Raw genomic sequence first — 26,496 nt, forward strand, 5'->3', positions numbered from 1 at the left:
GTCTGGGGTGTGTAATTTGTTTTTAGAGCGAAAGAAAGCGAGGCCTAGTCGGCCTCGCATGGTAAAGCAATCAAAGACGAGATATCCGGTATCTCGTAATACTGTTCCGCTTAAGTGAACAGCGTTAACTCATTGGAGTCCATTTTTCATCGATCTAAGCACTGACTAGTGTTTAGTGTCACCCGGATTAGGAATAAAATTAATCACCATTTCTTCTGCTTGTGGTGCACTGGCATGAGGCTGATTAACGCGAGTCACTAATTCTGGCGCTTGCGCCTGTACCTTAGTGGATTGCTCATCCTGATAACCGCAAGCAACACATTCTCTGTGCTGCTTCTCTGCGTCGTCATCACGCCAAGCGCGAATCTTATCCATCTCATTGCAACGTGGGCAAACCGCGCCAGCAATAAAGCGTTTTACTGTCATGTTATGTCCTCATCAAAGCCACCGAAATGAACGCTAGGGCGGCTTAATGCTGCCTTATTTAAGATTATGCGGCTATGCCACTGTGTCTTAACAATGCATCGGTGCTTGGTTCACGACCACGGAAGGCCGCAAATAATTCGGCAGCCGGTCGCGAACCACCATTCGCCAATATGGTATCACGGAAGTGCGCGCCCGTATCTTGGTTAAAAATGCCATCTTCTTCAAATTTCGAAAACGCATCCGCCGACAAGACTTCGGCCCACTTGTAGCTGTAGTAGCCCGCAGCATAACCACCCGCAAAGATATGCGAGAAACTGTTCTGGAAGCGGTTAAATTCAGGCGGAATGACCACAGCGACCGCATCACGAACTTGATCTAATATTGACTGAACCGAAACGCCGGCCTGATATTCTTTGTGCAATTTGAAATCAAACAATGAAAACTCCAACTGACGTACCATTTGCATGGCCGATTGGAAGTTTTTCGCCGCCAGCATTTTATCTAACAGATCCTGTGGTAACGGTTCACCAGTTTCGTGATGACCGGCAATGTAGGCCAGTGCTTCTGGTTCATAACACCAGTTTTCCATAAACTGACTGGGTAACTCTACCGCATCCCACGCTACGCCATTAATACCCGATACGGCCGATTCTTCGACCTGGGTCAGCATGTGATGCAAACCGTGACCAAACTCATGGAACAAGGTGGTCACCTCGTCATGGGTTAACAAGGCCGCTTGCTCGCCAATTGGCGGCGTAAAGTTACACACCAAGTAGGCAACCGGTAATTGCAAACGCGCATCGCTCAGACGACGGCGAGTTCGACAAGCGTCCATCCAAGCACCACCACGTTTGCCTTCACGAGCATAAGGGTCTAGATAGAAACGAGCAATGTCGGTTCCTGCTTTGCTGATGGTGAAAAGTTTGACGTCTTGATGATAACGGTCAAAATCTTGCTCTTCACGAATGTCCACGGCGAACAAAGTTTGTGCCACGTGAAACAATCCAGACAAGACTTTGTTCATGGGAAAGTAAGGACGCAGCGCTTCTTGAGAAATACTGTACTTATGCTGACGCAGTTTTTCTGCGTAATACATCATATCCCAAGCGTTTAACGCCTCCACGCCACTCTCTTCTTTAGCAAAGGCTTGTAGGTTCGCCAGATCCTGTTCTGCAGCAGGTTTAGATTTTTCCGCCAAGTCTTCCAAGAAGTCGATCACTTGCTGACCATTGTCCGCCATCTTAGTCGCAACCGACAGTTCCGCGTAATTTTCAAAGTCTAATATTTTTGCCATCTCGTGACGCAGAGCGAGAATTTCATCAATCAGAGGCGCGTTATCAAAGCTAGCATCTGCTTGATCAGACGCCCGAGTCGCAAACGCACGGTACATCTCTTCACGTAAGGCTGCGTTGTCTGAATAACTCATTACAGGCAAGTAAGAAGGGAAATCCAAGGTAAACAACCAACCCTCTTGTTCTTTTGCCTGTGCCATTTGTTTGGCTTGCGCTAACGCCGACTCTGGCAACCCAGCCAACTCACCTTCGTCGGTAATCAATTTACTCCAGGCTTGGGTGGCATCTAATACATGTTCACTAAACTGACTACTCAGCTCAGACAAACGCTGGCTGATTTCACCATAGCGTTGCTTCGCTTCGCCTTCTAGACCAACACCAGACAATTCAAAGTCTCGTACAGCTTGTTTCAATGTCTCTTGTTGGGCGACGGATAAATTTACCGCATCTGGACTTTCTGCTAAGGATTTATAAGCTTGATATAGGGCTTTGTTTTGCCCCAATTCTGTGTAGTACTGAGTCAATTTAGGTAGGCAAGCATTGTAGGCCGCACGCAATTCAGGAGTATTTTGCACCGCATTCAAATGGCTGATCGGTGACCAAAAATTATTCAAATCGTCATCCAACTGATCCAACGGCAATACCAGACTTTCCCAACTCGGGTTTTGGTTCGCTTCCACACAGGCATCAATTTGTTCTTTGTTGTGCGCTAAAATCGCGTCTAGATCCCGTTCTATACGAGACACTTCCACACCAGAGAAGTTCGGTAAACTCGTCGCATCCCACACGGATTGAGACATATCATGGTATCCTTTTAACAATGTAATTAGGCCTTCGACTGAGGGAGAACGTCCTCTTTCAGCGATAAGGTACAAATAAAACTAATGCTTAATAAGATAGGTAGTCTTTTGCTTTTTTCAATGCATAGAAGACGATTGCCTTAATAGTTACCTTGATTATGCAAGTTATGTACGTAGGAGTGAGCAAATGGTGATGAAATCTTTTCGTGGCAATACGCCACAATTAGGTGAGCGAGTTTGGGTTGATGACCATGCCGTGGTCATTGGTGATGTGATCATTGGCGACGACAGTTCAGTTTGGCCTTTGGTGGCCATCCGAGGGGATATGCACCGTATTCGTATTGGTAAGCGCACCAGCATTCAGGATAACTCATGCCTTCATATCACCCACGCCAGCACTTATAAACCCGAAGGTCACCCGCTCACCATTGGTGATGACGTCACCGTCGGTCATATGGCTATGTTACATGGCTGTACCATTGGCAGCCGAGTCTTGGTCGGCATGGGCACCACGATTCTGGATGGCGCCATTATTGAAGATGAAGTCATTATTGGCGCAGGTTCTCTAGTACCGCCGGGGAAGGTCTTGGAGTCTGGATTTATGTATATGGGCTCACCTGTGAAACAAATCCGCCCTCTTAAGGTCAAAGAAATTGAGTACTTTCAATACGCTGGCCTAAACTACGTTAAATTAAAAGACGAATACTTGGCCGAAGCGAAACAAGCTGCAAAATAAAGCGATTGATAAATCTGCTAAACTTGTAAGAAATGTGAATTAACCACGTCTAATAGCTACGGAAAAGAGGTTGAAATGATTGAGGCAAACCCTTCGTTAAGTGCATCTGAGGCGCCAAATGCGGCCTTGTTTTATGATCAGGAGTTCATGGAATCTCTACGTAGCCAAATGGTGAAGTTCGCTACATTACAGGTTCAAGATGCCCAGTTAGCAGAGGACGCCGTGCAAGAAGCCATGCTGTCTGCCTACCAAAATATTGACAAATTTGGTCGTCAGGCCGCATTGAAAACTTGGGTGTTTTCGATTCTAAAAAATAAGCTCATTGACTTGTTACGGAAAGAAAAACGCACCACAGTCGCCAGTCAGCTAGAGAACGGACCTAATTTGCAAGGTGATGCGCTTATGGATCATTTATTCAAAGAAAATGGTCACTGGCAAAAAAGTGAGCGTCCGCAGAAATGGGATGATCCTGATCATGGCGTGGAAAACGAGCACTTTTGGCGGGTATTCGATGCTTGTCTGACGGCTTTGCCAGAAAAGTATGGTCGATTTTTTATGATGCGTGAATTTTTAGAAATGGCCACACCAGAAATTTGTCACAACGAAGACATCAGTGTCTCCAGTCTCAATGTCACCTTATACCGTGCCCGTTTGCGCTTGCGTGAATGTTTAGAAGATAACTGGTATCAGGCAAAGGAGTCTGGATCATGATGAATTGCAAAGAGGCCACACAACTTTTATCGGAAAAACTCGACAGACCATTGGATACGAAAGAAAAAGTCATGCTGGGAGTTCATACTGCTATGTGTTCATCTTGCAAACAGTTTGGCAGGCAGATGGAAGACATTCGCAGCCTTGCTAAACAATACTCAAAAGGTAAGCAAACAGAAGAAAAAAAATAATTTTGTGTTTCGAGTGTAAGAAATAAAAAGCCGTCTACGTCAAAACACTGTAACCCAAAGACATGTGTCTTTTTAACAACAAACTATGAGGCTCTAACAATGAAAAATTCAACTGCTACATTATCTGTTGCGCTAGGTACAGCCATTGCTCTTTCTGCTGTAGCGATGCCAGCTCAAGCGGCGAGTAAAGAAAAATGCTACGGCGTGGCATTGGCAGGTCAAAATGACTGTGCAGCAGGTCCTGGTACTTCTTGTGCAGGCACCTCTAAAACAGACTACCAATCAAATGCTTGGAAGCTAGTTCCAGCAGGTACTTGTAATGATATGGAATCTAAAACCTCCTCAACAGGCCATGGTCAATTAAAAGCATTTTAATCGACGTTATTTATCATGACCACTTCGTTGCTAAACGAGACTCAAGCAAAACAAGAAGAGCAATTTTCCGCTTCTTGTTTTGTGTCTCACTCTGGCGTCAGTCTCAAGCCCGCCTATTATCAGACCATTTTAGAAAATCGCCCAACGACAGGCTTTTTTGAAATACATGCTGAAAACTATCTTAGCCAAGGTGGCCCTGCGGCCTATTTTTTACGCCAAATCCGTCAACATTACGACATGACTATCCATGGCGTTGGTCTATCAATTGGTGGTGAAAACCACCTCGATATTGAGCATCTAAACAAAGTCGCACAACTTGTCGAAGAGATTCAACCAGCCTATTTTTCTGAACACCTAGCTTGGTCGACTCATGACCAACACTTTTATAACGATTTACTGCCCATTCGTTATGACAAAGACAGTTTAGATCGAGTTTGTCAGCACATAGACCAAGTTCAGACTCAAATGAAGCAACCGATTTTAATAGAAAACCCGTCGGCCTATTTGACGTTTGCTGACAGCGACTTCAGCGAAACCGATTTCCTTAGGGAAATGGTAAAACGCACTGGCTGTGGTCTATTACTGGACATTAATAATGTCGAAGTATCGTGTTTTAATCAGGGCAAAAAAGCGATCGATTATCTTGAAAATTTCCCATTAGAAGCCGTTAAGCAGATTCATTTGGCCGGTCATACATTGGACGACAACCCTGTCGTTGCTTTAAAAATAGACAGCCATGATGAAGCGGTTAGCCAAGACGTTTGGTCCTTGTATCAATATACCTTACAACGACTCGGTGATTGCCCTACACTCATCGAGCGAGATGGCAATTTACCCGAATTGGTGGAATTGCTAGCGGAAGCAGAATTTGCCGATCGCATTCGACATGCGGTAAAACAGGGAGGGCTGGTGAATGCATCGTGATTTTATCCAAGCCTTACTTTCACAGGACAAGAGCCTTCTCTACCCTCTACTCAAAGGCGAAGCAACAGAGAAAGCCGTACGTTTTCAAGTCTATCAAAATAATATGGTGGTATCGCTACAGGATGCCTTGGCGGATATTTTCCCAATCACTCAACGACTCGTTGGTGAGACTTTTTTTCGCGCCATGGCTCGGGAGTTTTTACTTCAGCAGCCCCCTACGTCGCCGATCATCAGTGAGTATGGTGCACACTTTTCAGATTTTATTAGACACTTCGAGCCAGCTCAAAGTGTCGGCTTTCTGCCGGATGTGGCCAGCTTAGAATACCAATTACTGCAACTCACCCACGCCGCTGAAGTCAATACATTAGATCACCAGTCCATTGCGACAACCTTTGATAAAACACCAGACCCAAGCCAGCTGCTGATTGAACTCACCCCAAACTGCCAGCTTTTACACGCCCCTTTCGCGATTGGCTCTTTAATGCTTGCGAATCAACAGAATGTCTCAAGTGATCACATTGATATCAACGAAAGTGAGTACATACTTCTTCACAAACACTTTTTATACGCTAAGCTTAGTGTTATCTCATTTGATCAAGCCTGTTTTATCAAGGCCTTACAACAAGGCACAACTTTAGCGAACGCCGTCCCTGAATCAGACGACTTTGATCTCGGTGGCAGCCTAGCCAAACTCATTGAATGGAAACTCATTCGCAATATTGCTCTGATGACTGACTAAGAGAAACCACGCTATGCTATCGAGATTATTTAACATGGTTGAGACAACCTTAAAGAACATCCCAGAATCGCTGATTCTATTCATCGCGCGCTTTTCCTTGGCAGCGGTCTTCTGGTTATCGGCCCAAACAAAAATAGATGGCTTTGCGGTTAACTTTCTCACCATGCAATTTCAACTCGGGTGGCCACAGATCACCGATACAACCTATTTCTTATTCGAACATGAGTACGCTTTGCCATTGTTACCGCCAGTCTTTGCGGCGATAACAGCAACCCTAGCGGAACACGTGCTCGCCGTGTTGGTTCTGATCGGCTTCCTAACCCGCTATGCGGCACTCGGGTTGGCTTTGATGACCTTGGTGATTCAACTCTTTGTGTATCCAGATGCCTATGCCACACATGGTACTTGGCTCGCTATTAGCCTGTTATTGATGCGCCAAGGGGCTGGTAAGTTTTCACTTGATCAACTTAGACGCCCGATATAAACCGCTTACACAGTGCTATTTGGACGCCTTATCAGTGAGTCTTAGGCTAAGCTTTTTAATGTTTTCTTGTAGAATGCAAAGGCCTCTGTTGCTCCCTTAACGGCTTCCATCTCTTGCTCTTCTGTCAGATTCAAGGCATCAAGTTGAGCAACAAATTTACGCCAATGTGGTGCTCGTCCTTCGGGATGTGCCGCTAAATGTTTAGCACCGTGCTCCGCATCAAAGTTGAGTTTCTGCGTTTCTTTATATAGAAAAGCAGCGCCAATATTGGAACCTTCGGCACAATACAACCATCCAATCGCTTGGAATAGATTAGGCACAGTCGCAATTTGATCAGGCGAAACATTGGCTTCCATTTGCAAGTCTTTTAGATCGGACTCTACCGCTGACAATCTAGGCAAATCGGCTAAACCAGGAAACCATTCTTGCAAATCGTCATTTTGATAAAAAGGCGCAACACTTAAATGGAATATGTGTTGAAGACGCAGAAATTTTGCATAGTTTGCGTTGTTCAAAAAAGGCTCAGATTGCATCACAAGTTGATCAACACTGTCGTGATTGGTTCTGGTTGAGTATTTCAGTTTTTTGGCAAAGCTTAAGGTTTCTGCTTCTTCTTGAATGGTTTTCATTTTACACCTCATTCGTGTTTGAATATCTTCAAATGATAAAAACGACGCCATCAAAAAGCCATGATCTTTATATTAAGAAAAACTCACAATTCTTTATCGGTATTAAGTCGGCTTGGACGCGACCAGACTAAAATAAAGCTAATGGAAATACCAAACAAAGCAAAAGCCACAAGATATAGATTAATGTCACTGTAAAGTAAGAAGAAAACGCATAACAGCATACTAATAGATGAAAATATCTTGTTATTAAGTGATATCACTTTTCCATTCTTCCAGTTATGTAAAACAGGTCCCGTCAATCGGTTGGTATGTAAAAAAGCATGAATTCTAGGAGAGCCTTTTGCCGAAGACCAAGCGCATAATAAAACAAATTCCGTGGCCGGAAAGCCTGGAGTAATGACACCAAAAATCGCTAGCCCTAAACTCACGACAGCAATGATTTGGTAAATGAAATTTTTACTTTTTTCCAACACTTTTCCCATTCATCCTTATTATTCGTAATCCACACCAACTTCATCAGACAAAGTTTGATCCAAAACGATAGAGTGATAAAGCAAACGATTAATCGACATTGATTCCAATATTTTACTGCCAAGCAAACCACTGTTCATAACCAAGTCATCACTGTAACGACACAACTGAACCACTAAAAAAGAAGCATTATTAACATCAGGGTTTTCTTCCGGCATCTGGCCAATATATTGATTGTCATTGCTCTGATTCGTACAGATACCGTCTTTTCCACCCCGTTGTATGGGTAACCAATCCATTGACCTGTCTACATTCACTTTAGACACAATCAGCTCATATTCTCCATTAAGAGGGTATTCGACAACCTGTTCCACTAAATGATCAAAGCTTTCCACCTTCCATTCCTGTTGATTGACAAGAATAGAAGCCACATTATGTGAGACTTGCTCCATGACCCCTCTCATGCGATTTATGTTGTATAAGTCTGCACTGATGAGCACCACACCAATCAAAATCGGAAGGCACAATGCAAACTCGGTCAATGTATTCCCGCGCTCACATTTAAAAAAACTCGAACTCATTAGGCGGAATCCCCGACAAGATCACCTAGTACGTAGCGATATTCATGCTGGAATGAGTCACCCAGACCAAAGAAATTAGGTAGGGGAGTGATAAATTCTTCATTTAGATACACGCTAAAATTCAGTATAGGCAAAGAATAATAATTATTATCTGACGCCCTTAGTTCAGCGAATTCGTTTAAATTCGAAAACTGTTGTAACTCGATATAAATATTGTCTGGCAAAATCACACCATACGAATTTTTAATAATGTCATCACTCACAATTTGTTTAATTTCATCTTCACTCAGGGTATTAAATGAAGCATCCGCTCTAAAATTTTGAACACTTTTTTCAATCGACACATCGACTAGGGTAATCACCAAAGCAATCCGAGCCAATTCGAAAAACATCATTAATATAAACAAGATAACTGGAAATATAAGCGCAACTTCAATTGAAACAACCGCGTTTCTGCTCTTTATGAAATGTAAAATCGCCCCCATTATTCGTCACCTCTCAATTCAAGAGGCGTGTTCGTCAATGAAAAAATTTCGGCCTCGATAGGCATACCATTTTCAACACGATGACGAGATGACGAATATCGCTCTAATATTTTTTCAGTATTTTCTTGAGCAAGTGCTTCTAATAAAAGCCCTCTTGCCATGTCTTCACGATGATAAAAAACATATACCAGAGCTAAATTAAGTCGAGTTGAAATGGCCATGTCATCGTATTTTGTTCTTAACAAACTAATGGCTTTCTGATATTCCCCCAGAGACAGCCATGTTAATGCCAAATTATTCACGACCAATTCACTGGAAGGAGACAGTTCTATCGCTTTTTGAAGATACGTTAAGGCCTCAGGAAAATCCCCCTGCATATTTAAAAGTACCCCCATACCATTCAATGCGACTACGCTATTTGGATTCGTTTGAAGCGCGCATTGAAAGTGGGTGGCTGCTTGTTCAAACTGAGACAAGGTCAAATATGATCGCCCCAAACCAACACAAATAGCCTGTTGCTGTTCCGACGTCATGTCATCATTTAACGCCTGTTCAGCGCGTTTGAACAATGCCAGTGACTCATTTGCTGATAAAACGGACGCTGATAAACTGGCATACTCAAGAATAAACGCACCTTCCAATTGACCTTTCTCATCCATGTTTTGATACACTTCGTGAGCCGCTTTATAACGCCCATTATCTCTCAATAAATGCGCTAGCTTTAACGCCTCTTCAGCATCGTCAGCTTCATAATCCGCCTTTTCTAATACAGGTACACCGTCTTTTGTCACTTGGCTTGTGCAACCAGTTAATACCAATAACAAAAGTGTTGCGACCAACCAGATGGGGCATGTCTGTTTTTTATCCTTTATCAATAACATGGTTAACTTCCTAGCATACGGATAATACGAATCATGGCTGGTGTACCCATCATGGCAATCACAGGAGGTAAAATAAACACCATTAATGGCACACTCAATTGCGCAGGCAACTTCCCTGCTTTCTCTTCCAATTCCAACACCAAATTTTTTCGGCTTTCGACAGAAATAGTACGCAAAGCCTGAGACAAAGGCGTGCCGTAACGTTCTGCTTGGATCAAGGTTGATACCATCGCAGCCACATTATCAACCCCACAACGATCCGCCAGATTTTTAAGTGCTTGTGTTCTATCACTGATAATCTGTAATTCAGCATAGGTATAACCTATTTCTTCCGCTAACTCAGGCGATGAAAAAGCCAACTCTTTGGAAACCGTTTTAAAAATACGCCCCAAAGGTAAACCCGCTTCAGCACAGATCACCATTAAATCCAAGGCATCCGGCAAACTAGACGACAGCCTTCCGCCACGGCTTGTTGCCCGCATTTTTAACCAGATTTCAGCGCCTATCGAAGACAAAAACAGAATAATCAAACTGCCAGCTAATCCACTTAACGTCAGCCTATCGCCCTTTTCCAATACCAAGAACACGAACCCTATGGATAACAAAAGCCCTAATGCAAGCTTGCCAAAAGTATAAAGTCCTAACGATTGCGAGTGTCGTAACCCTGCCATTAATAATAATTTTTTAGTCGCAAAACGATCACTTTCTGTACCAGCCAATTCACGTCCAATGCGATCTAGTGGATGCAAATATTTACGCCACCAAGAAGCCTCATTTTCCTCAATCAGCAGAGAAACTTGATGTGTCGCTATGGACTCTTTATCTCGGTATGACGACAACCTTTCAGTCAAAGTTTTTGACTTGGTTCGAAGGTATAACGCCAACAAAATCATGCCAATAGCACAAAGAAACAAACCCAATGCGACGGGCAAAATCATGTCATCTTTCATCGAATCACCCGCTTGATCATAAAGTGCGTAATTGCCAACCCTGTCACAACGCTACCAAATGCATAAATCAAAACACTGTTGCCGGTAGGGTCATTCAACAAAAAATTAAAATCTTTTGGTGAATTCAGGTACATATACGCTAATGATAACGGTGCCAACATCGCCACAATGACAGCGGACGCTCTCACTTCTGAGGTTTTTGCACGGACTTTCAAGGACAATTCCTGTCGCTCTCGCAGGGTTTCCGAGAGACGTTCCAACGTGTCACTCAGCCTTCCACCCGCTTCTTGGTTAATCACCAGAATCACCGCAAAAAACCGATATTCATTTAACGGCACTCGAACCGCTGAATCTTGCATTGCTTGACGCAAAGGCACACCTAAAGCAAGCCACTGATCAATTAATACAAACTCTTTCGCCAATGGCCCAGGTAAGTTGTTAGCCACTAAACTGAATGCATTAGTGACGGGGACACCTGCTTTGACGACACGAACAATTGAATCTATGGCTTGTGGAAGGTTTTGCTTAAATTCTTTTAAATGCTTCACCATCGCATTGCGATACAGCAGGAATACTAAGGCGATAAAAAAAACAAAAAATAGCACTATGCTTAGCCTGAAAGGTGATTGGCTACTTTTCCCCAAGGTAATGGCCAACAGCAAACAAGGAGACGCCAACAATATGGCTCTAGAGCGCCACTTTTCTTGCCAACCAAGTAAGGAAAAGTCCAACCATATGCGCTTTACTCCACCACCGAGAAATGGCAGATCAAACCAAGGCGACTCAACATCGTCTCGTTTCATACTCTGTTGGCTTTCAACAGCAAGTCGCTCATTGCTATTCAGCTGCTGCTTTAACGTGGCTAGAAAAGCCTCACTTTGCTTGGCCTGCTGTCGTTTTTGGACGCCAAAGTACATGAGCATAAATGCACTCATGATGAGAAAAAAAATTATAAAAGGGAGCAGATCATGCAGACTCATTTACTCAAAATCCTCAAAATAATGAGAATGAGTGGCATAGAAATTCGGTCTTTGCCCAGAGGAAACGAAGTCACCGATGATTTTACCCGATGAATCTATGCTGTCTGTTCGGAACCCAAACAATTCTTGAGTTTGAATAACGTCATCTTCCATGCCGCAAATTTCCGTCACAGACACAATTCGACGAGAGCCATCCCGCATTCTTTCTACTTGAACAACAAGATCGACAGCACTCGCAATTTGTCGACGAATGGCTTCTTGCGGTAATTGCATACCAGCCATCATGACCATATTTTCCAATCGCATTATGGCATCTCTTGGGGTATTCGCATGCACGGTACACAATGAACCATCATGTCCTGTGTTCATGGCTTGCAGCATGTCAAAGCTTTCGCCACCACGGACCTCACCTAAAATGATACGATCTGGACGCATTCGTAACGCATTCCGCACCAAGTCTCGCTGATCTACCTTACCAGTACCCTCCGCACTGACAGGACGGGTCTCCAAACGAACCACATGGATCTGTTGCAACTGAAGTTCTGCCGCATCCTCAATGGTAATAATACGGTCATCACCACTAATTTCTTGCGAAAAGGCATTGAGAAGGGTGGTTTTACCTGCCCCCGTCCCACCAGAAATAACAATGTTTAATTTACCTTGCATGGCTCTTCGCAGCACTTTAACCATATCTGCTGATAAAGCATTGCCCGCTTGCAATACTTCCAAAGACATATTGCGGCGCATGAATTTTCGTATTGAAATGGAAGTGCCATCAATGGCAAGAGGGTGAGTAATAATATTAACTCGACTGCCATCAGCCAGACGCGCATCTACCATGGGTTGGGTTTCATCGATTCGACGCCCCACCGCCGCGGCAATGCGCTGCGCAATATTTAAGACATGTTCTTCATCTATAAATCGAATGCTTGATAGTTCAAGCTTGCCATAGCGCTCAATGAATACTTGACCAGCCCCATTTACCAAAATGTCGTTTACCGAATCATCGGCTAATAATGGCTCAATGGGGCCAATTCCGATCATTTCATGAAACATCTCTCGACAAATACTTTGCTCATCATCGAGTGACAGCTGCAAGCGGTTGTGGTCACAAATACCTCGAATAATCGATTCAATTTGCTGGTTAAGTTGTTCATGGCTTAACGCGGCCGCTTTTACAGGGTCTATTTGCTCGTAAAGCTGCTGACGAATCAAACGTTTATTTTGAAAATTTAAGGCTTCCGAATCATCGACTAGTTTAGGGCGAGTTGCCTTCCCCCCACTAACATCAGACAGATTATCGGACGGAGAACGATCCAATTTCACCGAATCCGTTTGTTTGACTTTCAACGTGGGCTTGATAATCACAATCGCGCTCCCCTGAAACCCAACGCTTTACGAGGATTGTTGGACTTAAGTTTAGTCAACATTTTGCGTAAAGGTGACACCGTCTGCTCTTGTGGCTCTTTGCCACACGTCATATCAGCTAGATTCAACAAACTTCGCGTTAGCTCAGGGAACGCATCAAACGATAAGCGGCCTTGCAATAAACTCTTACTTAAACCACCACCGACAAAAGGCAACTGAACATCAATTTTACGTCCAACAAACTCCTCGAAAGACGACTGAGTAATAACATCCATATTTTGTTGGCGACAAGCATTACGCACCAACAAAATGCGCTGGCCATTTGATTCATCCCCTATTTCATTCAAGATTCTCAAGGTATTTCGAGCATCCGTGACCGTTAGATCTACTAGAATAATTCGAGCTTGGCTGTGTTTTAATACTTCCAACGAACCATGTGGCTGAGAAGAGGGTAAATCCCATACCACCTGACTAAACATACGGCATAACTCGCCCCCCATAAGCAATAATGGGTCGCCATCTTGAAGATCTTTTGCTTGATAACTTGGTGATTGAGCCAGCAAACTCAAGCGTTCATCGATTACCGTAATAGATCGTTCTAATAAACGTGTATCGATCTTGTCTGCGTTTAGAACACGGTCTAATCCCGAGCCGCCTTTGGCTCCCAACATCAAGTCTAAACAACCATTTCGACGATCAAAATCCACTAATGCCGTTTTCAAATGACGTTGCTCAGAAAGCAATCTCCCTAAGGCATAAGCAACCAATGAGGTCCCTACGCCACCAGACGCGCCAGTCACGGAGACCGTACGCCCGACACTCAGCAATTCACTGTCACTGCCTTGTTGTACTTTCTGAATAATGGAAGCAAACATGTCTAGAGGTATGGGTTTCACTAAGTAATCAAACACCCCCATAGCAAGCAAGGTCCGATACTGGTCGATATTCTGATTTGAGCCCACAACAATTAGCTTGCAGCTTGGTCCGATTAACGCCAAAAGCTCGGCCACCGCAACCAGAGGGGCATGGTCACCATCTAAATCGACAAAAAACAAATCAGGAATAGGGTGGCTTTTACACCACTCTTGAGCGGCCAACACACCACCAGAATGCACTACGTCATCAGCATATCCCAACCTAATCAAACGGTCGGAAACAGTGGGGATGTCACTTTTTTCTGCGGCAAAGAAAACGATCGAAGATACAGTCTCAGTTTGCTTTATTTTCTCACTCATTGTGCCTCTCCAAGCTTAATCTTCATCGAAATCAATGTCTAAAAGTGGCGTCACATCAGACTCGTGATAACGAGTGACAGACTCAACCGCATAAATACCATCAGCCTTATCAAGCGCTCTACCACGCATCAAATCACGTGGGTCGGCCACCATTTGAGCTAGATTGGCACGATTGGCACAGCCAAGCGTCCCAATGGCTTCAAACGGCTTCACAGACCAAGTTTGTTGCTGAATACTGCAGTCTTTAACCACCACAATCATCGCTTCAGAGGTGAGAGACAAATCCCATTTCTTTTGTTTTTCTTCTTCTGACTTAGTCGCCGATTTAACCGCTTGATATTGAATAGGTAAAATCGCTAATTTTTCTTGCTGAACACCTGATGACAACAAAGACTTTTTCAACTGCAAAGCAAATTCATAGCCTTTGTCTGTATAAGGTTGGAGCTTAATTTCTTGATTGGATAAGCGCCCTTGATTGCGCAATAACGCGTTCACGCCATCAAGAGCTGTTTTTTGCAAACTGCCATTTTCTTGCAGTTGTAATGAAATAGAAGAAACCGTTGGTTTTACAACGAATGCGGGTGTACCTGTTTCCGCTTCTGCGGCCCCATTACGCAATCGATGAACGGTATGGTCACAGCCGCTTAAAAGGAGTAAACACACCATACTTAGAGAAAAAATACGCATACTAACGCTCCCCTTAATCAATATAAATAACCAGCCGATGCCAAAGGAGGTAAATGCCCTTCGATCGTACTGATTCCTTGTGCTGGAGATTGGAAATTACTCGCTGAACTGGGGGCAACAATATAAGCCGTTGCAATGATGACTAACTCGGTTTCTTCCTTTTCATTTCTCTCAGATTCAAACAAACGCCCCAGCCCAGGAATACTGCGTAACCCTGGCACACCTGTGACGGTTTGATTCACACTGCTTCTTAACATTCCCGCCAAAGCAAAACTTTGCCCACTGGCCAGTTCAACGGTCGTATCAGCGCGGCGAACTTTAAAGGCTGGCACAGTTAATCCACTCAGCTCAACGGCCCCTTCATCCGTCAGGTCACTGACTTCTGGAGCAATGTGCAAACTAATGCGGTTCGGTGAAAGTAACGTGGGGGTCATGCGCATAATGACGCCATACTGCTTGTATTCAATCGTCACGTTATTATTGGTCAAAATCACAATAGGAACTTCGCCACCAACAGCAAAGCCAGCGGTTTCACCTGACATAGCCGTTAAATTTGGCTCCGCTAAGATACTCGCCATACCATCATTGGATAGCGCAGACAGTACCCCACCCACATTGCCAATAGTGCCTCCCAAAACCCCATTGACAATACCGCTACCATCAAACACACCGGTTGAGGCATCAAAAAGACTACTACTGTTACGAATAAACCCTGTGTTGTTGTCAAATAAAGCGTCCCAACTAAACCCTAAGCTGTGACTTAAACTGCGCGAAACCTCTACGATTCTGACGCTAATATTTACTTGAGAAGACAAGGCCACTTTGAGTTGATTCACAATTCTAAGACCTTGACCAGGCGCCCCGCCTTGACCACTTGCCGACGTACTGCCTCCAAGATAAGACTCAACACTGCTAATCACCTGTTTGGCTTGTTGGGGAGTTTGAACGACCCCACGAACAATCAAACCTTTATCGGTTGCGGGTCCGATTTGAACATCCGTACCAGGCACTTCTTCGGCGATTTGTCGAGTTAAGCCAGCCAAATCGTATCCCGACATCAGTGTCACGGCGATAATCACGTCGTTGTTTTCGTCCAACGCATATAAGGTGGTTTCCCCTGGAGCTTTTGCAAACACAAATACGTTATCAGGAGAAGGCATCTGAAAACTGGCCACGGCTGGATTCGCAATCAACACTTTCGAAGCGGCTTTCGGTAAATTCAGCAAAGTCCCTTGATTGATATTCAATTTGACTTGACCATTTACTTTAACCTCTTCAAATGAAGAGGGGGTTAGTTCAGTGTCTTGAGCAACCTGAGATTCAGCGTAAGCGGCATAACTGAACGTTGACTTAACGCTGAAAACGACGAACAAAGTTAAAAAATAATATCTGGAAAACATCAAAAAAATTCCATTGTAAAATTTACTAAGCAACCAATGAATTATCATTAATTCATAAATTCGGTGGTTGCCTGAGACTCACCTCGAAACATCATGACCGAGGTCGTTTCAGCACTTTTTTTCGGTTTGAAACTGTCGTAGATATCCGTGACTTGACCTAATGTGGTCACACTGTCTTGGCTTTCTTCCGCTACCCCATCGCCTGCTGAAAGCGGCTGACCTTGGACACTTCTTAAAGCCAATTGCAACACACCGATCTCTCTTGCCACCGTTAGACGCTCAACATCTTTCGGCAACACTTCCAGCGTTACCGTCTCATAGGATTTACGTTGCTTCGCTTCTGGCTTTTGTTTCTTGTTTTTATCACGAACAAAAGTTTCAACCATGTCGTTCAGTGCTAACACGCGAACATTTCGCAACAAGGTTTGCGACGCTAGCTTTGGCAGTTCAATTGTCGCCAGAGGATTGCTGCCTGAACCCTGTTCATAGTCTCGCTTTAAACTCAGAATCACATCAACACGATCACCACCCGCAACCAAACCTGCATTACTTGTTACAACATCGGCTGGTATGGCAACGGCTCGCATACCAGGCTTTAGCACGGAAGCGATAAAGCCTGGCTCACCCGGAGAAACAAGCAAATCACTCTCCAAGACCGTGCCCGCAAGAATGGGCTGGGTCACAGTCGCACCATAAAGTTGGCTCTTTTCATCCACCCCTTTTAGAAAAAAAGTATTCTCTGAATACGCTTTTTCTGCTTGTTGCCATTCAAGGGAAGAGGCATCCATGAAATCCCCAGGTTTCAACGCTTTAGACGCGACTAGGACAGACCGATAAGATGGCTTGGGTGGCACGACCTCTTTCACGACTTTCGGTGGCAACGGTGGCTCAGGCGTGAGAAGAGCACTGCCAAGAAGCGCCCCGCCCAATGCAAAAACCAACGCACCAGACACAAAAAAAACAGACGAAGCTTTCATTCAATATTTACTCTCTGCATTAACGAAACAAAGGGCTAAGGAGTATAAAAACAGCCCCTCCAGATATGGCAAGCCCATATGGCAACCCTTTCACACCTTCATGAGATAACGCGATCGGCGCAGAAATTCTCAACCCAGGAAATCGCTCTGATAGTTGTAAAATGACCCGCGCTCCAGCCAGCTCTATCAGAGAAACTAAAGGTAAAAACAGAGCCAGCACACCACCAGCTAACGCGGTGACAACGAGAAAAGACAGCTGCTGATCGAACCCAACCCATAAGCACAAAGTCGACATTAACTTAACGTCGCCCGCCCCCATTTGTCCTACTAGAAATAAGCAAAAGCCGATCAGCAATACTCCTAAAGCCCCTAGACTGCTGTATCCAAAATCCGCCAATAACAGCAATCTATTCTCGTCTGACAACATTAACGATAGCGCCGCCAAAATTAGCCAAAGTACCAGCAAGATTAAGATCAAAATATTGTGGATACGACGGTAAAATAAATCTGAAAAAATGACCCACAAGGAGGTCAATACCAGAACGGTAGGCATCGCTGAATCAAACATGGTGATCGTAAATACCTATTCTGAACCTGGGTTGTTGGTATTTGTAATCTGATCAGCAATCGAAGAAAAACGTTCTTTTAAAGCCGTTACAAAAACACCATCTGAACCAAAGATGACACCAATTGCGGCCGCCATAGCCGCTGCTAGAATGCCGTATTCAATAGCGGTTACACCACGCTCATCTGACAAAAAACGTTTTATGCTCGATTTCATTACTTCCTCTCAATATCGCCATTAGGGTTATACCTTAGTTGGCACATATTAAGATTGATTCTCATTAGCGAAACAATAGGCAAAGCATTAAGAATGCTTAATGCTTTGCTACTGGCTCTCTTTGCATGGCGATTGGTAGGATGGACTCATTCATTTAATGGTCGAAATAGAAATGGCAACAATATGTTTAAACTTAAAAAAACGCCTTAATTAAAAAACATTACTATCTAAAATTCAAAGTTGGCTGATTTTTCTCAATTCTAGATAGTAATAGTTATCATTATAATTTAAAATCCGCTCTATTGTGTTCTAACCAATAAATTCAAACCTTGCTGAGATTAAGACTATGCGTATTCTGATTGTTGAAGATGATGCCTCTGTTAGTCATTGGATTAGCAGTAAACTGCACGTATCAGGACATTCATGTAAGTTAGTTGATAATGGAGAAGATGCGCTTAAATTCATCAAAAACGAAGTGTTTGATGTGATCTTGCTGGATCGCATTATTCCCAAAATTGATGGTATTCAATTGCTAGGGCTACTAGCAGGTGATCCGCATCCTCCCGTTTTAATCTTATCGGCAAACGATCAAACTTCTGACCGCATTGAAGGCCTTAGAGCTGGTGCAGATGATTACCTAGGCAAACCATTTGATTTTGCGGAATTGTTACTTCGCCTAGAACGGCTTTACTGCCGTAGCAAGCAAGTCGCTTCCAGTAACTTTATAAAAATCAAAGACATGATTATTAATCTAGAACGTCATGAAGTCACTCGATCTGGACATCGCATCGATCTAACAAACAAAGAATTCAAGCTGCTTTATGTATTAGCGGAACACCCTGGTCAAACCGTCACCCGTAGCATGCTGCTTGAAAAAGCCTGGGGTTACCATTTCGATCCCCAGACCAATGTCCTAGATGTCCACTTATCAAAACTTAGAAATAAGTTAGATGGCGGGTCTAAAAATCCCATCATTCGAACCATACGATCCGTCGGATACGCATTAGGGTAAACCGTGTTTATTAAACCATTACTTCACAGTAGTAGCTTCCGACAAGCTGCTACCATTGCTTTTCTCTGTTTACTTATTTCCTCAGCTGCCATCTTCATTTGCGACCATGTGCTCAATAACATCATGAAAAGCCATGTTCGTGGAATGATTTTTGAAAACCTTGAAAATCAGAAGCTCAAAGGGCTTTTTAATAGCAGTCAATTATTAGCTGATCAGCTTGCTGCGGACTATCAAATAGACACTCGAAAAGACCATTTTTCTTTTATTTTAAATAATAAGGATCAGATCATTTATGGTCAAAAAGAAATCCTAAACCAAGATCAAATTGCAGCCTTAAGTTATAACAGGTCAATTGCCCCCAAAATTTTATCGCTAAAAAGTCAGCACAGTGAATTATTCGGCTTACTCGCCCCACTCGCCGATGGCGGCATCTATTTCAATGCCTACAACATCCAGCCTATGCTGCAACAAACGCGCATCATTCCCCTAATGACAGGGGCGGGGTTACTGGCCATACAACTGTCCATCTTACTCATTAGCTTACCTTTTAGTCTGCATAATTTATTTCGTGTAAATCACATTATCGAAGCCTTAGAGCAATACGCTAAAGGCAAACACGAAGTGAGGGTCAACTATAAAAATAATGGAGATGAATTTGGGCAACTTGCCAAAGAAATTAACCTTGTATTAAGCCGAACACAAAAATTGATGGAAGAAGTTCGAAATATTACCAGTCATGTTGCCCACGAACTGAGGACACCACTAACTCGTCTTCAGCATAAGCTCATCAATGTTTCTGAAAAATTGGATCACAAAGAACTGCAAGAACTTGAGGAGGCCATACAAGAAACCGAACAAATACAGCGGCTTTTCCGTTCGATTATGCGTCTATCCGAAGTTGAAACCGGACAAGTTAGCCACCAGAAAAATAGAATAAATGCGTACGAAATACTCAACGAAGCCTATGAATATTATCTGCCCTTAGCGGAAAGTCTTGATGTGCAATTAAGAATACGGGCAAACAAGAAACATCATTTTTATGCGGATAAAATCCTCATATTCCAAGCCATTGCCAATCTATTAGATAATGCTCTTAAATATGCCCCTGAAAGCAACATCATTACACTGAGCATCGAATCGAGCTTAGGGAACACGCTTATAAAAGTGACGGATCAAGGCAAAGGGGTTGCCGAAAAGGACCAATCCTTTGTCACACAACGCTTTAAACGACTTACTAGTAAACAAGAAATCTTTGGACACGGTTTGGGACTCACCTTAGTACAAGCGATTACAGCACTGCACAATGGCGAATTAAAACTAGTCAATAACCACCCTGGGCTTAGCGTTTGTATTTCGCTTAATGCTAATGAATTAAATTAGAAAGAAGACTCTCGAACCAAAACCGACATTGCCCTTTTTAACACTTTACTCATGAAGCTTTCTGCCTTGGCGTCGATGTACACTTCACCTCGTAAAACAACCCCAGTTGCCGTAATCTTGCTGTCCATTGGTGTTAGAAAAGCTCGATAAACGGCTTCTTCTGCAATCGGGACTTGATCATTTTGGGCCATACTGGCGGCCACCCTCCCACCATATACAGAGGCTAATTCAGGCGCTGAGGTCAATTTCGTTGAGGCAATATTTTCAATATGCTCCAAGGTTAATGCTTGTTTAGGGTACGACAAACTTTCAGGCACAAAATACGCCATAGAATGCACATCAATTCGACTCACATCACTTTCCTTGATGTAGGCTTCTACGGTATTAGAATGGGGGCTCACCATCACCCCGAGCCGCTCTCCTGCCGCCAACCAATCGCCCTCTCGAAACCGATCAGCATGAGAAATCATCGTGCCATCAAAGGGCGCCTTAAGTGTTAAGGCCATTAACTGCTGCTGAATGACTTCCAACCTCTGCTGTGCTGCTAAACGCTCTTCACGAATCGCATTTAAACTGGCAGAAGCCTGCTCATTAAACGGGTTCACATCCGCTTGTTTTTGCAGGCGAGCAAGCCGTAAATTCAGTCTGTCGGTTTCTTGGTTTAACTCTGGTGATACAAATTCAAACAACGCCTGACCTTTCACCACTTTCTGTTGTTTTCCAACCAATGAATAGCGCAGTTGAGCATTCGCTGGAACATACATATTAACTTGCTGAGAGGCTCGTATCACAGCCGGTGCACTAATTTGACCTTGCCATGGATAACAGAAGACAAACAGCATCAAAGCGCACAATAAAACACTGCCAATCGAACGTTTATTCCAACTCATTTCCTTTCTCATTTGATACCAAACTCTTAACTCTCTAAAAACAGGAAACACAATAAACACCAACATTTCCACTATGAATAGAAAAATCCCCAACAACTTAAACGCAAAGTGGTAAACCATCAACGCGATACCAATGTATAAAAAAAATCGATACAGCCAAGTAATCAAGGTATAAGCAATCAATATGCGTCGCTTCGTTGCTGAGAACACTTCAGGAGGGCGATGCTGAAAAGAAAAAATCCACTCTCGGATCTGCCAGCGAGTGTAGTCGAAGGCTCTTGCCTGTAAGTTCGCAATGCCCAGCACATCAGACAAAAGAAAGTAGCCATCAAAGCGAATAAAGGGACTTAAATTAATCAACAAGGATAGCATCCAAGTGGTGGTTCCCAGCATAAACGCTAGGCTTTTGCCTATGCCTTCCGGCATAAAATTCCACAGCAGTAAAGCCCATGCACCGACGATCAATTCCACTATGACCCCAGCAGCTCCAATCAGTACCCTCTGACGTTTCTTTTTTAATCGCCAAGCGCTAGAAGTATCCGTATACAAAACAGGCCATAGTACTAACAAGGCAACCCCCATGGTAGCCACGTTTCCGCCATAATATTTGCAGGTATAAGCATGCCCTAACTCATGCAAAGATTTGGTGAAAAATAGCGCCATCACGAGAGCCAACATGCCTTCAACGGAGAAGAAGTGCATATAGGTGTGAGTAAACGACTGCCATTGTCGACTGACCAAGAACAGTCCCAACACCGCAGCGAACAGTGAAAGGAGCAGAAAAAACTGACTAAAAAAGAACCGTACGAAAGGCAAACTTTTTTCTAGAAACACATCAGGACGGCATAAAGGAATACGAAAAAACAAATAATGGCGTAACAACCAACGAACGGGGCTTAACCCATCGGCATTGGTCTCGGACGGCGATGAAACATGGTTGTTTAACAAACGATGACGTTTCAAAAAGTCATAGAAGACCTTCACATCATCCGTTGAAACAAAGAGGGTTAATTGCTGACAAATATCAGAAGCAATCACTTGGGCATTTTTAAACGACCAACGCGCCAATACTTCCATCTCAAACCAATCTAAACGATAAAACCGCCCACTGACTGGATCTTCCAATGTCCACGTTGGCGCTCCAAATGCATCCGCAGGCCCTTCAAAGAGCCTAAGATCTTCTCTTAATGATGCCCATTCAGACGAGTTCAATTCTAGCATTATGGCTTACCAACCAAGCCAGATGCGCAGTTTTGCCAAGGGTTTTCTAAACACATAAAAAAACAATGACGTCGGTTCACCATAAAGTTTGGCCAAGCCTTTTTTACCTAGTCTAAGAGCGGCATTTTCATCTATAAATGTTGCTTTCAGGTGCAAGGCGTATTGCCCATCCGCTGTTGGCTTGGCTTGATAATCAATATTACGAATTTCAGCCTGAATCGGAGCACTGGGATCACTGTTCAAAAAGTATTTCAAGCTTGACCCCTTAGAGATTTCGATCATATCTTCCAGTGGCAAACGCACTTCAAGTTCAATCTTATTAGGGTCTGCAATCGTCATCAACGGCTCGCCTAGAGTCATTGGTTTACCAAGCCAATCACCCGCATCATCAAAAATGGCCACACCATCATGTGGCGCTCTGAATTCAGTACGTTTAAGCTGCTTTCGTAAGTAGTCTATGTCCGATTTTGCTTGTGCCAATCTTCCTTCTAGGATGGCTAACATGGCTTTTCTTTGCTCATCTATGAAAGATTGCTGTTGAGCCATCCTTAATTCTGCACGCGTCAACACATAAGTTTGATTTGCGGTTTCCAATTCTTGCATTAAGGCTCGGGCATCCAATTTAGCCACCAGATCCCCCTGCTCAATCATGTCATTTGGTCTCACTAATAATTCACTAATGACACCATCGATCGGCGCTCTTAATACGCTCGGTTGCTGTGGCACAATGTCGGCCGGCGCGATAACAGATTGTCGCATAGGAAAAGACAAGACGCCGATGCTCACACACACTCCCAGTAGCCACCACATAGCAGTAGACCGTCGGTGTCTTTTGGTTTTTTTTCGATTACGTAACCCCAACCAGGCATGACCATAAGCTTCTAAAAGAAAACCGAGCAATTTTTTGTCTCTTAAACTCAAAGGAGCAGACCTAGATAACAATATAATGCCCAGCAAATGCCCTTCTGCAGAAAGAATCGGCAACCAAATTAATGGGGAAGAAAAGTACGTTGAAAATTGTTTCGCGTCATCGGAGCTTAAATCCGTCAGCTCAATAGTATGAATCCTAAGGGCGTTGTCCGCGTTTACCATGTTAGACAGTAAGCGATTCAACCAACTACAAAAAGGCGCATTAGAATCAATATCAACTAAGCCAGAAGCACCCTCTAATTTTTTTGTATTCATCATCCACAATAAGCTTTGCTGAAAGGGTACGAGCAAATGCATATCATTCAGACAAGTAAACTGCCACTCTTGTAAACTATTCGCCGCTCGAGCTTTTTGTTCTAATTGCAGCACAATCAGAAGAGATTCCTCTACGGTTAATCCTTTTTGTTTTGGCTCATTCTCATTGGCAGTCATTCTTCATTACCAGTAATCGACGCCCATTGAGATGACGAAAAATAAGCATTCCCACTCATCCCTGGTATCAGATCGCTTTTAGGCGCCGTTACGATTTCACCAAAAACAGTAAAAGACTGACTCAATGGATCAATAACCGCACCTAGGCGTGTTACTTTCGCGTTATAGTATTGCTTCGTTTCATCCAGCTTAACTTGAAAAGTATGACCAATTTTAATGTCGCTAATCCAGCGTGATGGCACCATTAAAACCACTTCATATTCATGACGATTATATACTTCAAGGATTGGCTCTCCCTCTGAAACAAACTCACCTTGTTGAACTAAACGTTTTACCACACGACCATCAAATGGCGCATATATAGCACAGCGTTCAACCATAACCTCTCCAATACGTCGCTCCGCTTGTGCCATTAGTACATCCGATTCGGCCTGATTCACTTCCATGACACTAATTGACTGCAAACTATCTAAGCGCTTTGCAACAAGACGTTTTTGTTCCGTCGCTTCTTCGGCCGCTTGCGCATAATCCAGCTTGGCTTTATAAATGTCACAGTCAAACGCCACTAACGCTTGTCCCTTCTTAAAACTTTGCCCTTCTCGTGACGTCAGACGTTTAATACGCCCAGAAAGCTGACTGGAAAGCACCAGTCGATCTTTGGCATTCAACTGCACTCTGATATTGGGCTGAGAAGAGACCATTTCTAACTTGTCTTCACTACTAGCCAGAGAAGGAGTAGTGCTTAACACTCCACTTAAAATGGCACCGATTATTAATAAAAAACGCCGTCTCACTTGATTCAATCTCATGGTTGTACGTAATTCGTATAATCAATGATGGTCGTTTCTTGTAAGGAATCCCCTGTTGACAGCATGACAAGCTGAGGCTTAATCGCCTCATGATCTTGCGGCCCTGCCGCCTGTTTTTTATCATAATCAGACATACTGCCAACATTTTTACTTAACACATCACGTGAAGCGATGATGTCCGTCGTCATATGCCCCTGCTGGAGAAATTTATCTTGTTGGGCAATGGAAGCTGACAAATTCTCAACACTGACGCCTGAAACCGATTTCGGCAATGGATCCAGACCAGCCGCCTTATATATGGCACCATAAGCACTTTGCATCATGGCGAAACTTCGGTCACGGTTGCGTTTAGCCAACACGCTTTCAGTTGCTACTCTGACTCGATCAACCAAAGATTGTGTGTTGTTTTGATACGCGCCTGTACTCTGCTCTAGAATGGCTTGGTGAATTTTTGAAAGTTCCGCCGCTCGCTGAAATTGGGTATCCACTTGCTTATATTGCTGCCATGCAAGGTTTACTTGAGTCAGTACTGCCATTCTCAAAGCTTGGCGACGTAAATCGGCAATATTTTCTTTGGCTTCGGCCACCGCTTTCACATCCGAGTAAGAAAAGGCACTGAGAAGATTCCAACTTACTTGGACACCTGCATCCGCCCAATCATTGTTCAACGAATAACTATTGCTATTATAATGAGCACCAACAAACAAGGACGCTCCAGGTAGCAAACGCATTAATGAAGATCGAGTCTCTAACACAGCATTTCTGGCGCGATAGGCCTCTTCATTAATTTCTGGTCGATTAACCATAGAGAGCATTTCTAAGTCTTCAAGCTGATAACGCAATGTCAAAGGCGCTTCATCTTGCGAAGCGAGCTCATACTGAGTCGCTGGGGGTAAATTCATTAAACTGGCCAAATTGGATTTAGCCGTTGCCAAATCGCCCTCCAGCGTTTCCAAGCGGCTAATCATTTCCAATAAGCTTTTCTGATATTGCAACGATTCTAATGGTGAAATCAGACGCTCTTCTGCCGTTTTCTTGGACGTGTTTAATGCACTATATGCGTCTTTCAATGTGGATTTCACTAGGGGTTGCAACTCTTGTGCAGTAACGGCTTCCCAATAGGCTCCCCGAACCTTTTGAATGATATCGGCAACCACACTTCGACGCCTTTCCTCGGCGGCCAGTACATTATTGGCCTGAGCTTTTGAACCAAAATAACCAATTCCAAAGTCCAAAACATTCCAAGAAACCGTTAAATCAGCCGATGAAGACTGCTTATCTTGACTGGTTGAAGAAACCAAGGATTCGGAGCCAGTCGCAATGGATTTACTCGAGGATGCCGCTTCATTGCTCCTCGCTTTCCAACCGGCACTCGCAGCAACGCTCGGCAGCATATCAAAGCTTTGTAAGCCTAAAATATTATCTTGAGCCAATTTTTCCATTAGCGCGAGACGTTCTTTAAGATTGTACTTAACCGCTCTCGCCATCGCCTCCTCAAGACTAATAGGTTTCGTAATGGGCTCTTGATTTTCAAACATAGCCTGCCTGTCTGCATCAACCAACGCCATTTTCTGTTCAAACGTAATGGGGGTTGGTGTAACAGAACAAGCGGTAAGCCCCAATAACATTGCACTTGCAACCGCCGTACGATGAAATGCGGTATACCCCATAAAGTTGCTTTTTATACTCACGTTATAACCCTTTTAATTCAGTCATTAC

At 43.7% G+C, this 26,496-nt stretch carries 29 protein-coding genes; 9 read left to right on the forward strand and 20 right to left on the reverse strand.

Annotation, left to right across the window (positions count from 1 at the left end; all coding sequences use genetic code 11):
• Positions 1 to 165: 165 nt before the first annotated feature.
• On the reverse strand, positions 166 to 426 hold the full coding sequence (locus tag OA79_RS17100; protein ID WP_063334429.1) for a YheV family putative zinc ribbon protein: 261 nt from the start codon (positions 424 to 426) through the stop codon (positions 166 to 168).
• A gap of 64 nt (positions 427 to 490) precedes the next feature.
• Positions 491 to 2,518 (reverse strand): oligopeptidase A, encoded by a 2,028-nt coding sequence (gene prlC / locus OA79_RS17105; RefSeq protein WP_063334430.1) that lies wholly within the window; start codon positions 2,516 to 2,518, stop codon positions 491 to 493.
• A gap of 187 nt (positions 2,519 to 2,705) precedes the next feature.
• Between prlC and OA79_RS17110 the strand changes: the two genes are divergently transcribed.
• From OA79_RS17110 to OA79_RS17140, 7 genes are all read left to right on the forward strand, one after another.
• Positions 2,706 to 3,254, forward strand: a complete 549-nt coding sequence (locus OA79_RS17110; protein ID WP_063334431.1) for a gamma carbonic anhydrase family protein — start codon at positions 2,706 to 2,708, stop codon at positions 3,252 to 3,254.
• 75 nt (positions 3,255 to 3,329) lie between these two features.
• Positions 3,330 to 3,965 (forward strand): RNA polymerase factor sigma-70, encoded by a 636-nt coding sequence (locus OA79_RS17115; RefSeq protein ID WP_063334432.1) that lies wholly within the window; start codon positions 3,330 to 3,332, stop codon positions 3,963 to 3,965.
• The gene (locus OA79_RS17120) at positions 3,962 to 4,156 is read left to right on the forward strand and encodes a zf-HC2 domain-containing protein (RefSeq protein WP_063334433.1); all 195 of its coding nucleotides are present in this window, start codon (positions 3,962 to 3,964) and stop codon (positions 4,154 to 4,156) included. The genes OA79_RS17115 and OA79_RS17120 overlap by 4 nt, the downstream gene beginning before the upstream one ends.
• A 99-nt stretch (positions 4,157 to 4,255) precedes the next feature.
• Positions 4,256 to 4,531: a BufA1 family periplasmic bufferin-type metallophore gene (locus tag OA79_RS17125; protein WP_063334434.1), complete on the forward strand. Its 276-nt coding sequence runs from the start codon at positions 4,256 to 4,258 to the stop codon at positions 4,529 to 4,531.
• A 15-nt stretch (positions 4,532 to 4,546) separates the two neighbouring features.
• Entirely contained in the window at positions 4,547 to 5,455 is a 909-nt protein-coding gene (gene bufB, locus OA79_RS17130; RefSeq protein WP_063334435.1) for an MNIO family bufferin maturase, read from the forward strand.
• Positions 5,445 to 6,194, forward strand: a complete 750-nt coding sequence (locus OA79_RS17135; protein ID WP_063334436.1) for an HvfC/BufC N-terminal domain-containing protein — start codon at positions 5,445 to 5,447, stop codon at positions 6,192 to 6,194. The genes bufB and OA79_RS17135 overlap by 11 nt, the downstream gene beginning before the upstream one ends.
• A 13-nt stretch (positions 6,195 to 6,207) precedes the next feature.
• A complete protein-coding gene (locus tag OA79_RS17140; RefSeq protein ID WP_063334437.1) occupies positions 6,208 to 6,678 on the forward strand; it encodes a DoxX family protein in 471 nt (156 codons plus the stop codon).
• A 41-nt stretch (positions 6,679 to 6,719) separates the two neighbouring features.
• Here the strand turns inward: OA79_RS17140 and OA79_RS17145 are convergent, their stop codons facing one another.
• The 14 genes from OA79_RS17145 to OA79_RS17210 form a co-directional block, all read right to left on the reverse strand.
• Entirely contained in the window at positions 6,720 to 7,307 is a 588-nt protein-coding gene (locus OA79_RS17145; RefSeq protein WP_063334438.1) for a biliverdin-producing heme oxygenase, read from the reverse strand.
• Between the two features lie 83 nt (positions 7,308 to 7,390).
• Complete coding sequence (locus tag OA79_RS17150; RefSeq protein ID WP_231908906.1) at positions 7,391 to 7,780, reverse strand: YbaN family protein; 390 nt, start codon at positions 7,778 to 7,780, stop codon at positions 7,391 to 7,393.
• 18 nt (positions 7,781 to 7,798) lie between these two features.
• Positions 7,799 to 8,359, reverse strand: coding sequence for a TadE/TadG family type IV pilus assembly protein (locus OA79_RS17155; RefSeq protein WP_063334440.1), 561 nt, complete (start codon positions 8,357 to 8,359; stop codon positions 7,799 to 7,801).
• On the reverse strand, positions 8,359 to 8,844 hold the full coding sequence (locus tag OA79_RS17160; RefSeq protein ID WP_063334441.1) for a TadE/TadG family type IV pilus assembly protein: 486 nt from the start codon (positions 8,842 to 8,844) through the stop codon (positions 8,359 to 8,361). The genes OA79_RS17155 and OA79_RS17160 overlap by 1 nt, the downstream gene beginning before the upstream one ends.
• Positions 8,844 to 9,725 (reverse strand): tetratricopeptide repeat protein, encoded by an 882-nt coding sequence (locus OA79_RS17165; protein ID WP_063334442.1) that lies wholly within the window; start codon positions 9,723 to 9,725, stop codon positions 8,844 to 8,846. The genes OA79_RS17160 and OA79_RS17165 overlap by 1 nt, the downstream gene beginning before the upstream one ends.
• Before the next feature lie 2 nt (positions 9,726 to 9,727).
• Positions 9,728 to 10,675: a type II secretion system F family protein gene (locus OA79_RS17170; protein ID WP_063334443.1), complete on the reverse strand. Its 948-nt coding sequence runs from the start codon at positions 10,673 to 10,675 to the stop codon at positions 9,728 to 9,730.
• Entirely contained in the window at positions 10,672 to 11,598 is a 927-nt protein-coding gene (locus OA79_RS17175) for a type II secretion system F family protein (protein ID WP_231908907.1), read from the reverse strand. The genes OA79_RS17170 and OA79_RS17175 overlap by 4 nt, the downstream gene beginning before the upstream one ends.
• 57 nt (positions 11,599 to 11,655) lie before the next feature.
• On the reverse strand, positions 11,656 to 13,023 hold the full coding sequence (locus OA79_RS17180) for a CpaF family protein (RefSeq protein ID WP_063334444.1): 1,368 nt from the start codon (positions 13,021 to 13,023) through the stop codon (positions 11,656 to 11,658).
• Positions 13,020 to 14,258: an AAA family ATPase gene (locus OA79_RS17185; protein WP_063334445.1), complete on the reverse strand. Its 1,239-nt coding sequence runs from the start codon at positions 14,256 to 14,258 to the stop codon at positions 13,020 to 13,022. The genes OA79_RS17180 and OA79_RS17185 overlap by 4 nt, the downstream gene beginning before the upstream one ends.
• A gap of 15 nt (positions 14,259 to 14,273) precedes the next feature.
• On the reverse strand, positions 14,274 to 14,945 hold the full coding sequence (locus OA79_RS17190) for a CpaD family pilus assembly lipoprotein (protein ID WP_063334446.1): 672 nt from the start codon (positions 14,943 to 14,945) through the stop codon (positions 14,274 to 14,276).
• 17 nt (positions 14,946 to 14,962) lie between these two features.
• Positions 14,963 to 16,345 carry a type II and III secretion system protein family protein gene (locus OA79_RS17195; RefSeq protein ID WP_063334461.1) on the reverse strand — a complete coding sequence of 461 codons (1,383 nt, stop codon included), beginning with the start codon at positions 16,343 to 16,345 and terminating at the stop codon, positions 14,963 to 14,965.
• 47 nt (positions 16,346 to 16,392) lie between these two features.
• Entirely contained in the window at positions 16,393 to 17,322 is a 930-nt protein-coding gene (gene cpaB / locus OA79_RS17200) for a Flp pilus assembly protein CpaB (RefSeq protein ID WP_063334447.1), read from the reverse strand.
• Positions 17,323 to 17,341: 19 nt separating this feature from the next.
• The gene (locus OA79_RS17205) at positions 17,342 to 17,890 is read right to left on the reverse strand and encodes an A24 family peptidase (protein ID WP_063334448.1); all 549 of its coding nucleotides are present in this window, start codon (positions 17,888 to 17,890) and stop codon (positions 17,342 to 17,344) included.
• A 15-nt stretch (positions 17,891 to 17,905) separates the two neighbouring features.
• A complete protein-coding gene (locus OA79_RS17210; RefSeq protein ID WP_063334449.1) occupies positions 17,906 to 18,103 on the reverse strand; it encodes a Flp family type IVb pilin in 198 nt (65 codons plus the stop codon).
• Between the two features lie 346 nt (positions 18,104 to 18,449).
• Between OA79_RS17210 and OA79_RS17215 the strand changes: the two genes are divergently transcribed.
• On the forward strand, positions 18,450 to 19,115 hold the full coding sequence (locus OA79_RS17215) for a response regulator transcription factor (protein WP_063334450.1): 666 nt from the start codon (positions 18,450 to 18,452) through the stop codon (positions 19,113 to 19,115).
• 3 nt (positions 19,116 to 19,118) lie between these two features.
• Complete coding sequence (locus OA79_RS17220) at positions 19,119 to 20,495, forward strand: sensor histidine kinase (RefSeq protein ID WP_063334451.1); 1,377 nt, start codon at positions 19,119 to 19,121, stop codon at positions 20,493 to 20,495.
• Here OA79_RS17220 and OA79_RS17225 read toward each other — a convergent pair.
• From OA79_RS17225 to OA79_RS17240, 4 genes are read right to left on the reverse strand one after another with little or no spacing between them, the layout of a single operon-like run.
• Positions 20,492 to 22,606, reverse strand: coding sequence for an HlyD family efflux transporter periplasmic adaptor subunit (locus OA79_RS17225; RefSeq protein WP_063334452.1), 2,115 nt, complete (start codon positions 22,604 to 22,606; stop codon positions 20,492 to 20,494). The genes OA79_RS17220 and OA79_RS17225 overlap by 4 nt on opposite strands.
• A 6-nt stretch (positions 22,607 to 22,612) precedes the next feature.
• On the reverse strand, positions 22,613 to 23,968 hold the full coding sequence (locus tag OA79_RS17230) for an efflux RND transporter periplasmic adaptor subunit (protein ID WP_063334453.1): 1,356 nt from the start codon (positions 23,966 to 23,968) through the stop codon (positions 22,613 to 22,615).
• Positions 23,965 to 24,777 carry an efflux RND transporter periplasmic adaptor subunit gene (locus OA79_RS17235; protein WP_063334454.1) on the reverse strand — a complete coding sequence of 271 codons (813 nt, stop codon included), beginning with the start codon at positions 24,775 to 24,777 and terminating at the stop codon, positions 23,965 to 23,967. Before OA79_RS17235 ends, OA79_RS17230 begins: the two co-directional genes overlap by 4 nt.
• Positions 24,774 to 26,468, reverse strand: coding sequence for a TolC family protein (locus OA79_RS17240; RefSeq protein ID WP_063334455.1), 1,695 nt, complete (start codon positions 26,466 to 26,468; stop codon positions 24,774 to 24,776). Before OA79_RS17240 ends, OA79_RS17235 begins: the two co-directional genes overlap by 4 nt.
• Between the last annotated feature and the right edge of the window lie 28 nt (positions 26,469 to 26,496).

Origin of the sequence: Marinomonas sp. TW1, assembly GCF_001625355.1 — a bacterium.
Taxonomy (GTDB): domain Bacteria; phylum Pseudomonadota; class Gammaproteobacteria; order Pseudomonadales; family Marinomonadaceae; genus Marinomonas.

Excerpts from the sequence above, each read along its gene's own strand:
- OA79_RS17205 (WP_063334448.1), bottom strand. The coding sequence starts at position 17,890 with ATGTTTGATTCAGCGATGCCTACCGTTCTGGTATTGACCTCCTTGTGG.
- OA79_RS17155 (WP_063334440.1), bottom strand. The coding sequence starts at position 8,359 with ATGAGTTCGAGTTTTTTTAAATGTGAGCGCGGGAATACATTGACCGAG.
- OA79_RS17140 (WP_063334437.1), top strand. The coding sequence starts at position 6,208 with ATGCTATCGAGATTATTTAACATGGTTGAGACAACCTTAAAGAACATC.
- bufB (WP_063334435.1), top strand. The coding sequence starts at position 4,547 with ATGACCACTTCGTTGCTAAACGAGACTCAAGCAAAACAAGAAGAGCAA.
- OA79_RS17235 (WP_063334454.1), bottom strand. The coding sequence starts at position 24,777 with ATGAGATTGAATCAAGTGAGACGGCGTTTTTTATTAATAATCGGTGCC.
- OA79_RS17185 (WP_063334445.1), bottom strand. The coding sequence starts at position 14,258 with ATGAGTGAGAAAATAAAGCAAACTGAGACTGTATCTTCGATCGTTTTC.
- OA79_RS17175 (WP_231908907.1), bottom strand. The coding sequence starts at position 11,598 with ATGCTCATGTACTTTGGCGTCCAAAAACGACAGCAGGCCAAGCAAAGT.
- OA79_RS17145 (WP_063334438.1), bottom strand. The coding sequence starts at position 7,307 with ATGAAAACCATTCAAGAAGAAGCAGAAACCTTAAGCTTTGCCAAAAAA.
- OA79_RS17170 (WP_063334443.1), bottom strand. The coding sequence starts at position 10,675 with ATGAAAGATGACATGATTTTGCCCGTCGCATTGGGTTTGTTTCTTTGT.
- OA79_RS17160 (WP_063334441.1), bottom strand. The coding sequence starts at position 8,844 with ATGGGGGCGATTTTACATTTCATAAAGAGCAGAAACGCGGTTGTTTCA.
- prlC (WP_063334430.1), bottom strand. The coding sequence starts at position 2,518 with ATGTCTCAATCCGTGTGGGATGCGACGAGTTTACCGAACTTCTCTGGT.
- OA79_RS17100 (WP_063334429.1), bottom strand. The coding sequence starts at position 426 with ATGACAGTAAAACGCTTTATTGCTGGCGCGGTTTGCCCACGTTGCAAT.
- OA79_RS17120 (WP_063334433.1), top strand. The coding sequence starts at position 3,962 with ATGATGAATTGCAAAGAGGCCACACAACTTTTATCGGAAAAACTCGAC.
- OA79_RS17110 (WP_063334431.1), top strand. The coding sequence starts at position 2,706 with ATGGTGATGAAATCTTTTCGTGGCAATACGCCACAATTAGGTGAGCGA.
- OA79_RS17135 (WP_063334436.1), top strand. The coding sequence starts at position 5,445 with ATGCATCGTGATTTTATCCAAGCCTTACTTTCACAGGACAAGAGCCTT.
- OA79_RS17230 (WP_063334453.1), bottom strand. The coding sequence starts at position 23,968 with ATGACTGCCAATGAGAATGAGCCAAAACAAAAAGGATTAACCGTAGAG.
- OA79_RS17225 (WP_063334452.1), bottom strand. The coding sequence starts at position 22,606 with ATGCTAGAATTGAACTCGTCTGAATGGGCATCATTAAGAGAAGATCTT.
- OA79_RS17210 (WP_063334449.1), bottom strand. The coding sequence starts at position 18,103 with ATGAAATCGAGCATAAAACGTTTTTTGTCAGATGAGCGTGGTGTAACC.
- OA79_RS17195 (WP_063334461.1), bottom strand. The coding sequence starts at position 16,345 with ATGTTTTCCAGATATTATTTTTTAACTTTGTTCGTCGTTTTCAGCGTT.
- cpaB (WP_063334447.1), bottom strand. The coding sequence starts at position 17,322 with ATGAAAGCTTCGTCTGTTTTTTTTGTGTCTGGTGCGTTGGTTTTTGCA.
- OA79_RS17190 (WP_063334446.1), bottom strand. The coding sequence starts at position 14,945 with ATGCGTATTTTTTCTCTAAGTATGGTGTGTTTACTCCTTTTAAGCGGC.
- OA79_RS17165 (WP_063334442.1), bottom strand. The coding sequence starts at position 9,725 with ATGTTATTGATAAAGGATAAAAAACAGACATGCCCCATCTGGTTGGTC.
- OA79_RS17125 (WP_063334434.1), top strand. The coding sequence starts at position 4,256 with ATGAAAAATTCAACTGCTACATTATCTGTTGCGCTAGGTACAGCCATT.
- OA79_RS17115 (WP_063334432.1), top strand. The coding sequence starts at position 3,330 with ATGATTGAGGCAAACCCTTCGTTAAGTGCATCTGAGGCGCCAAATGCG.
- OA79_RS17215 (WP_063334450.1), top strand. The coding sequence starts at position 18,450 with ATGCGTATTCTGATTGTTGAAGATGATGCCTCTGTTAGTCATTGGATT.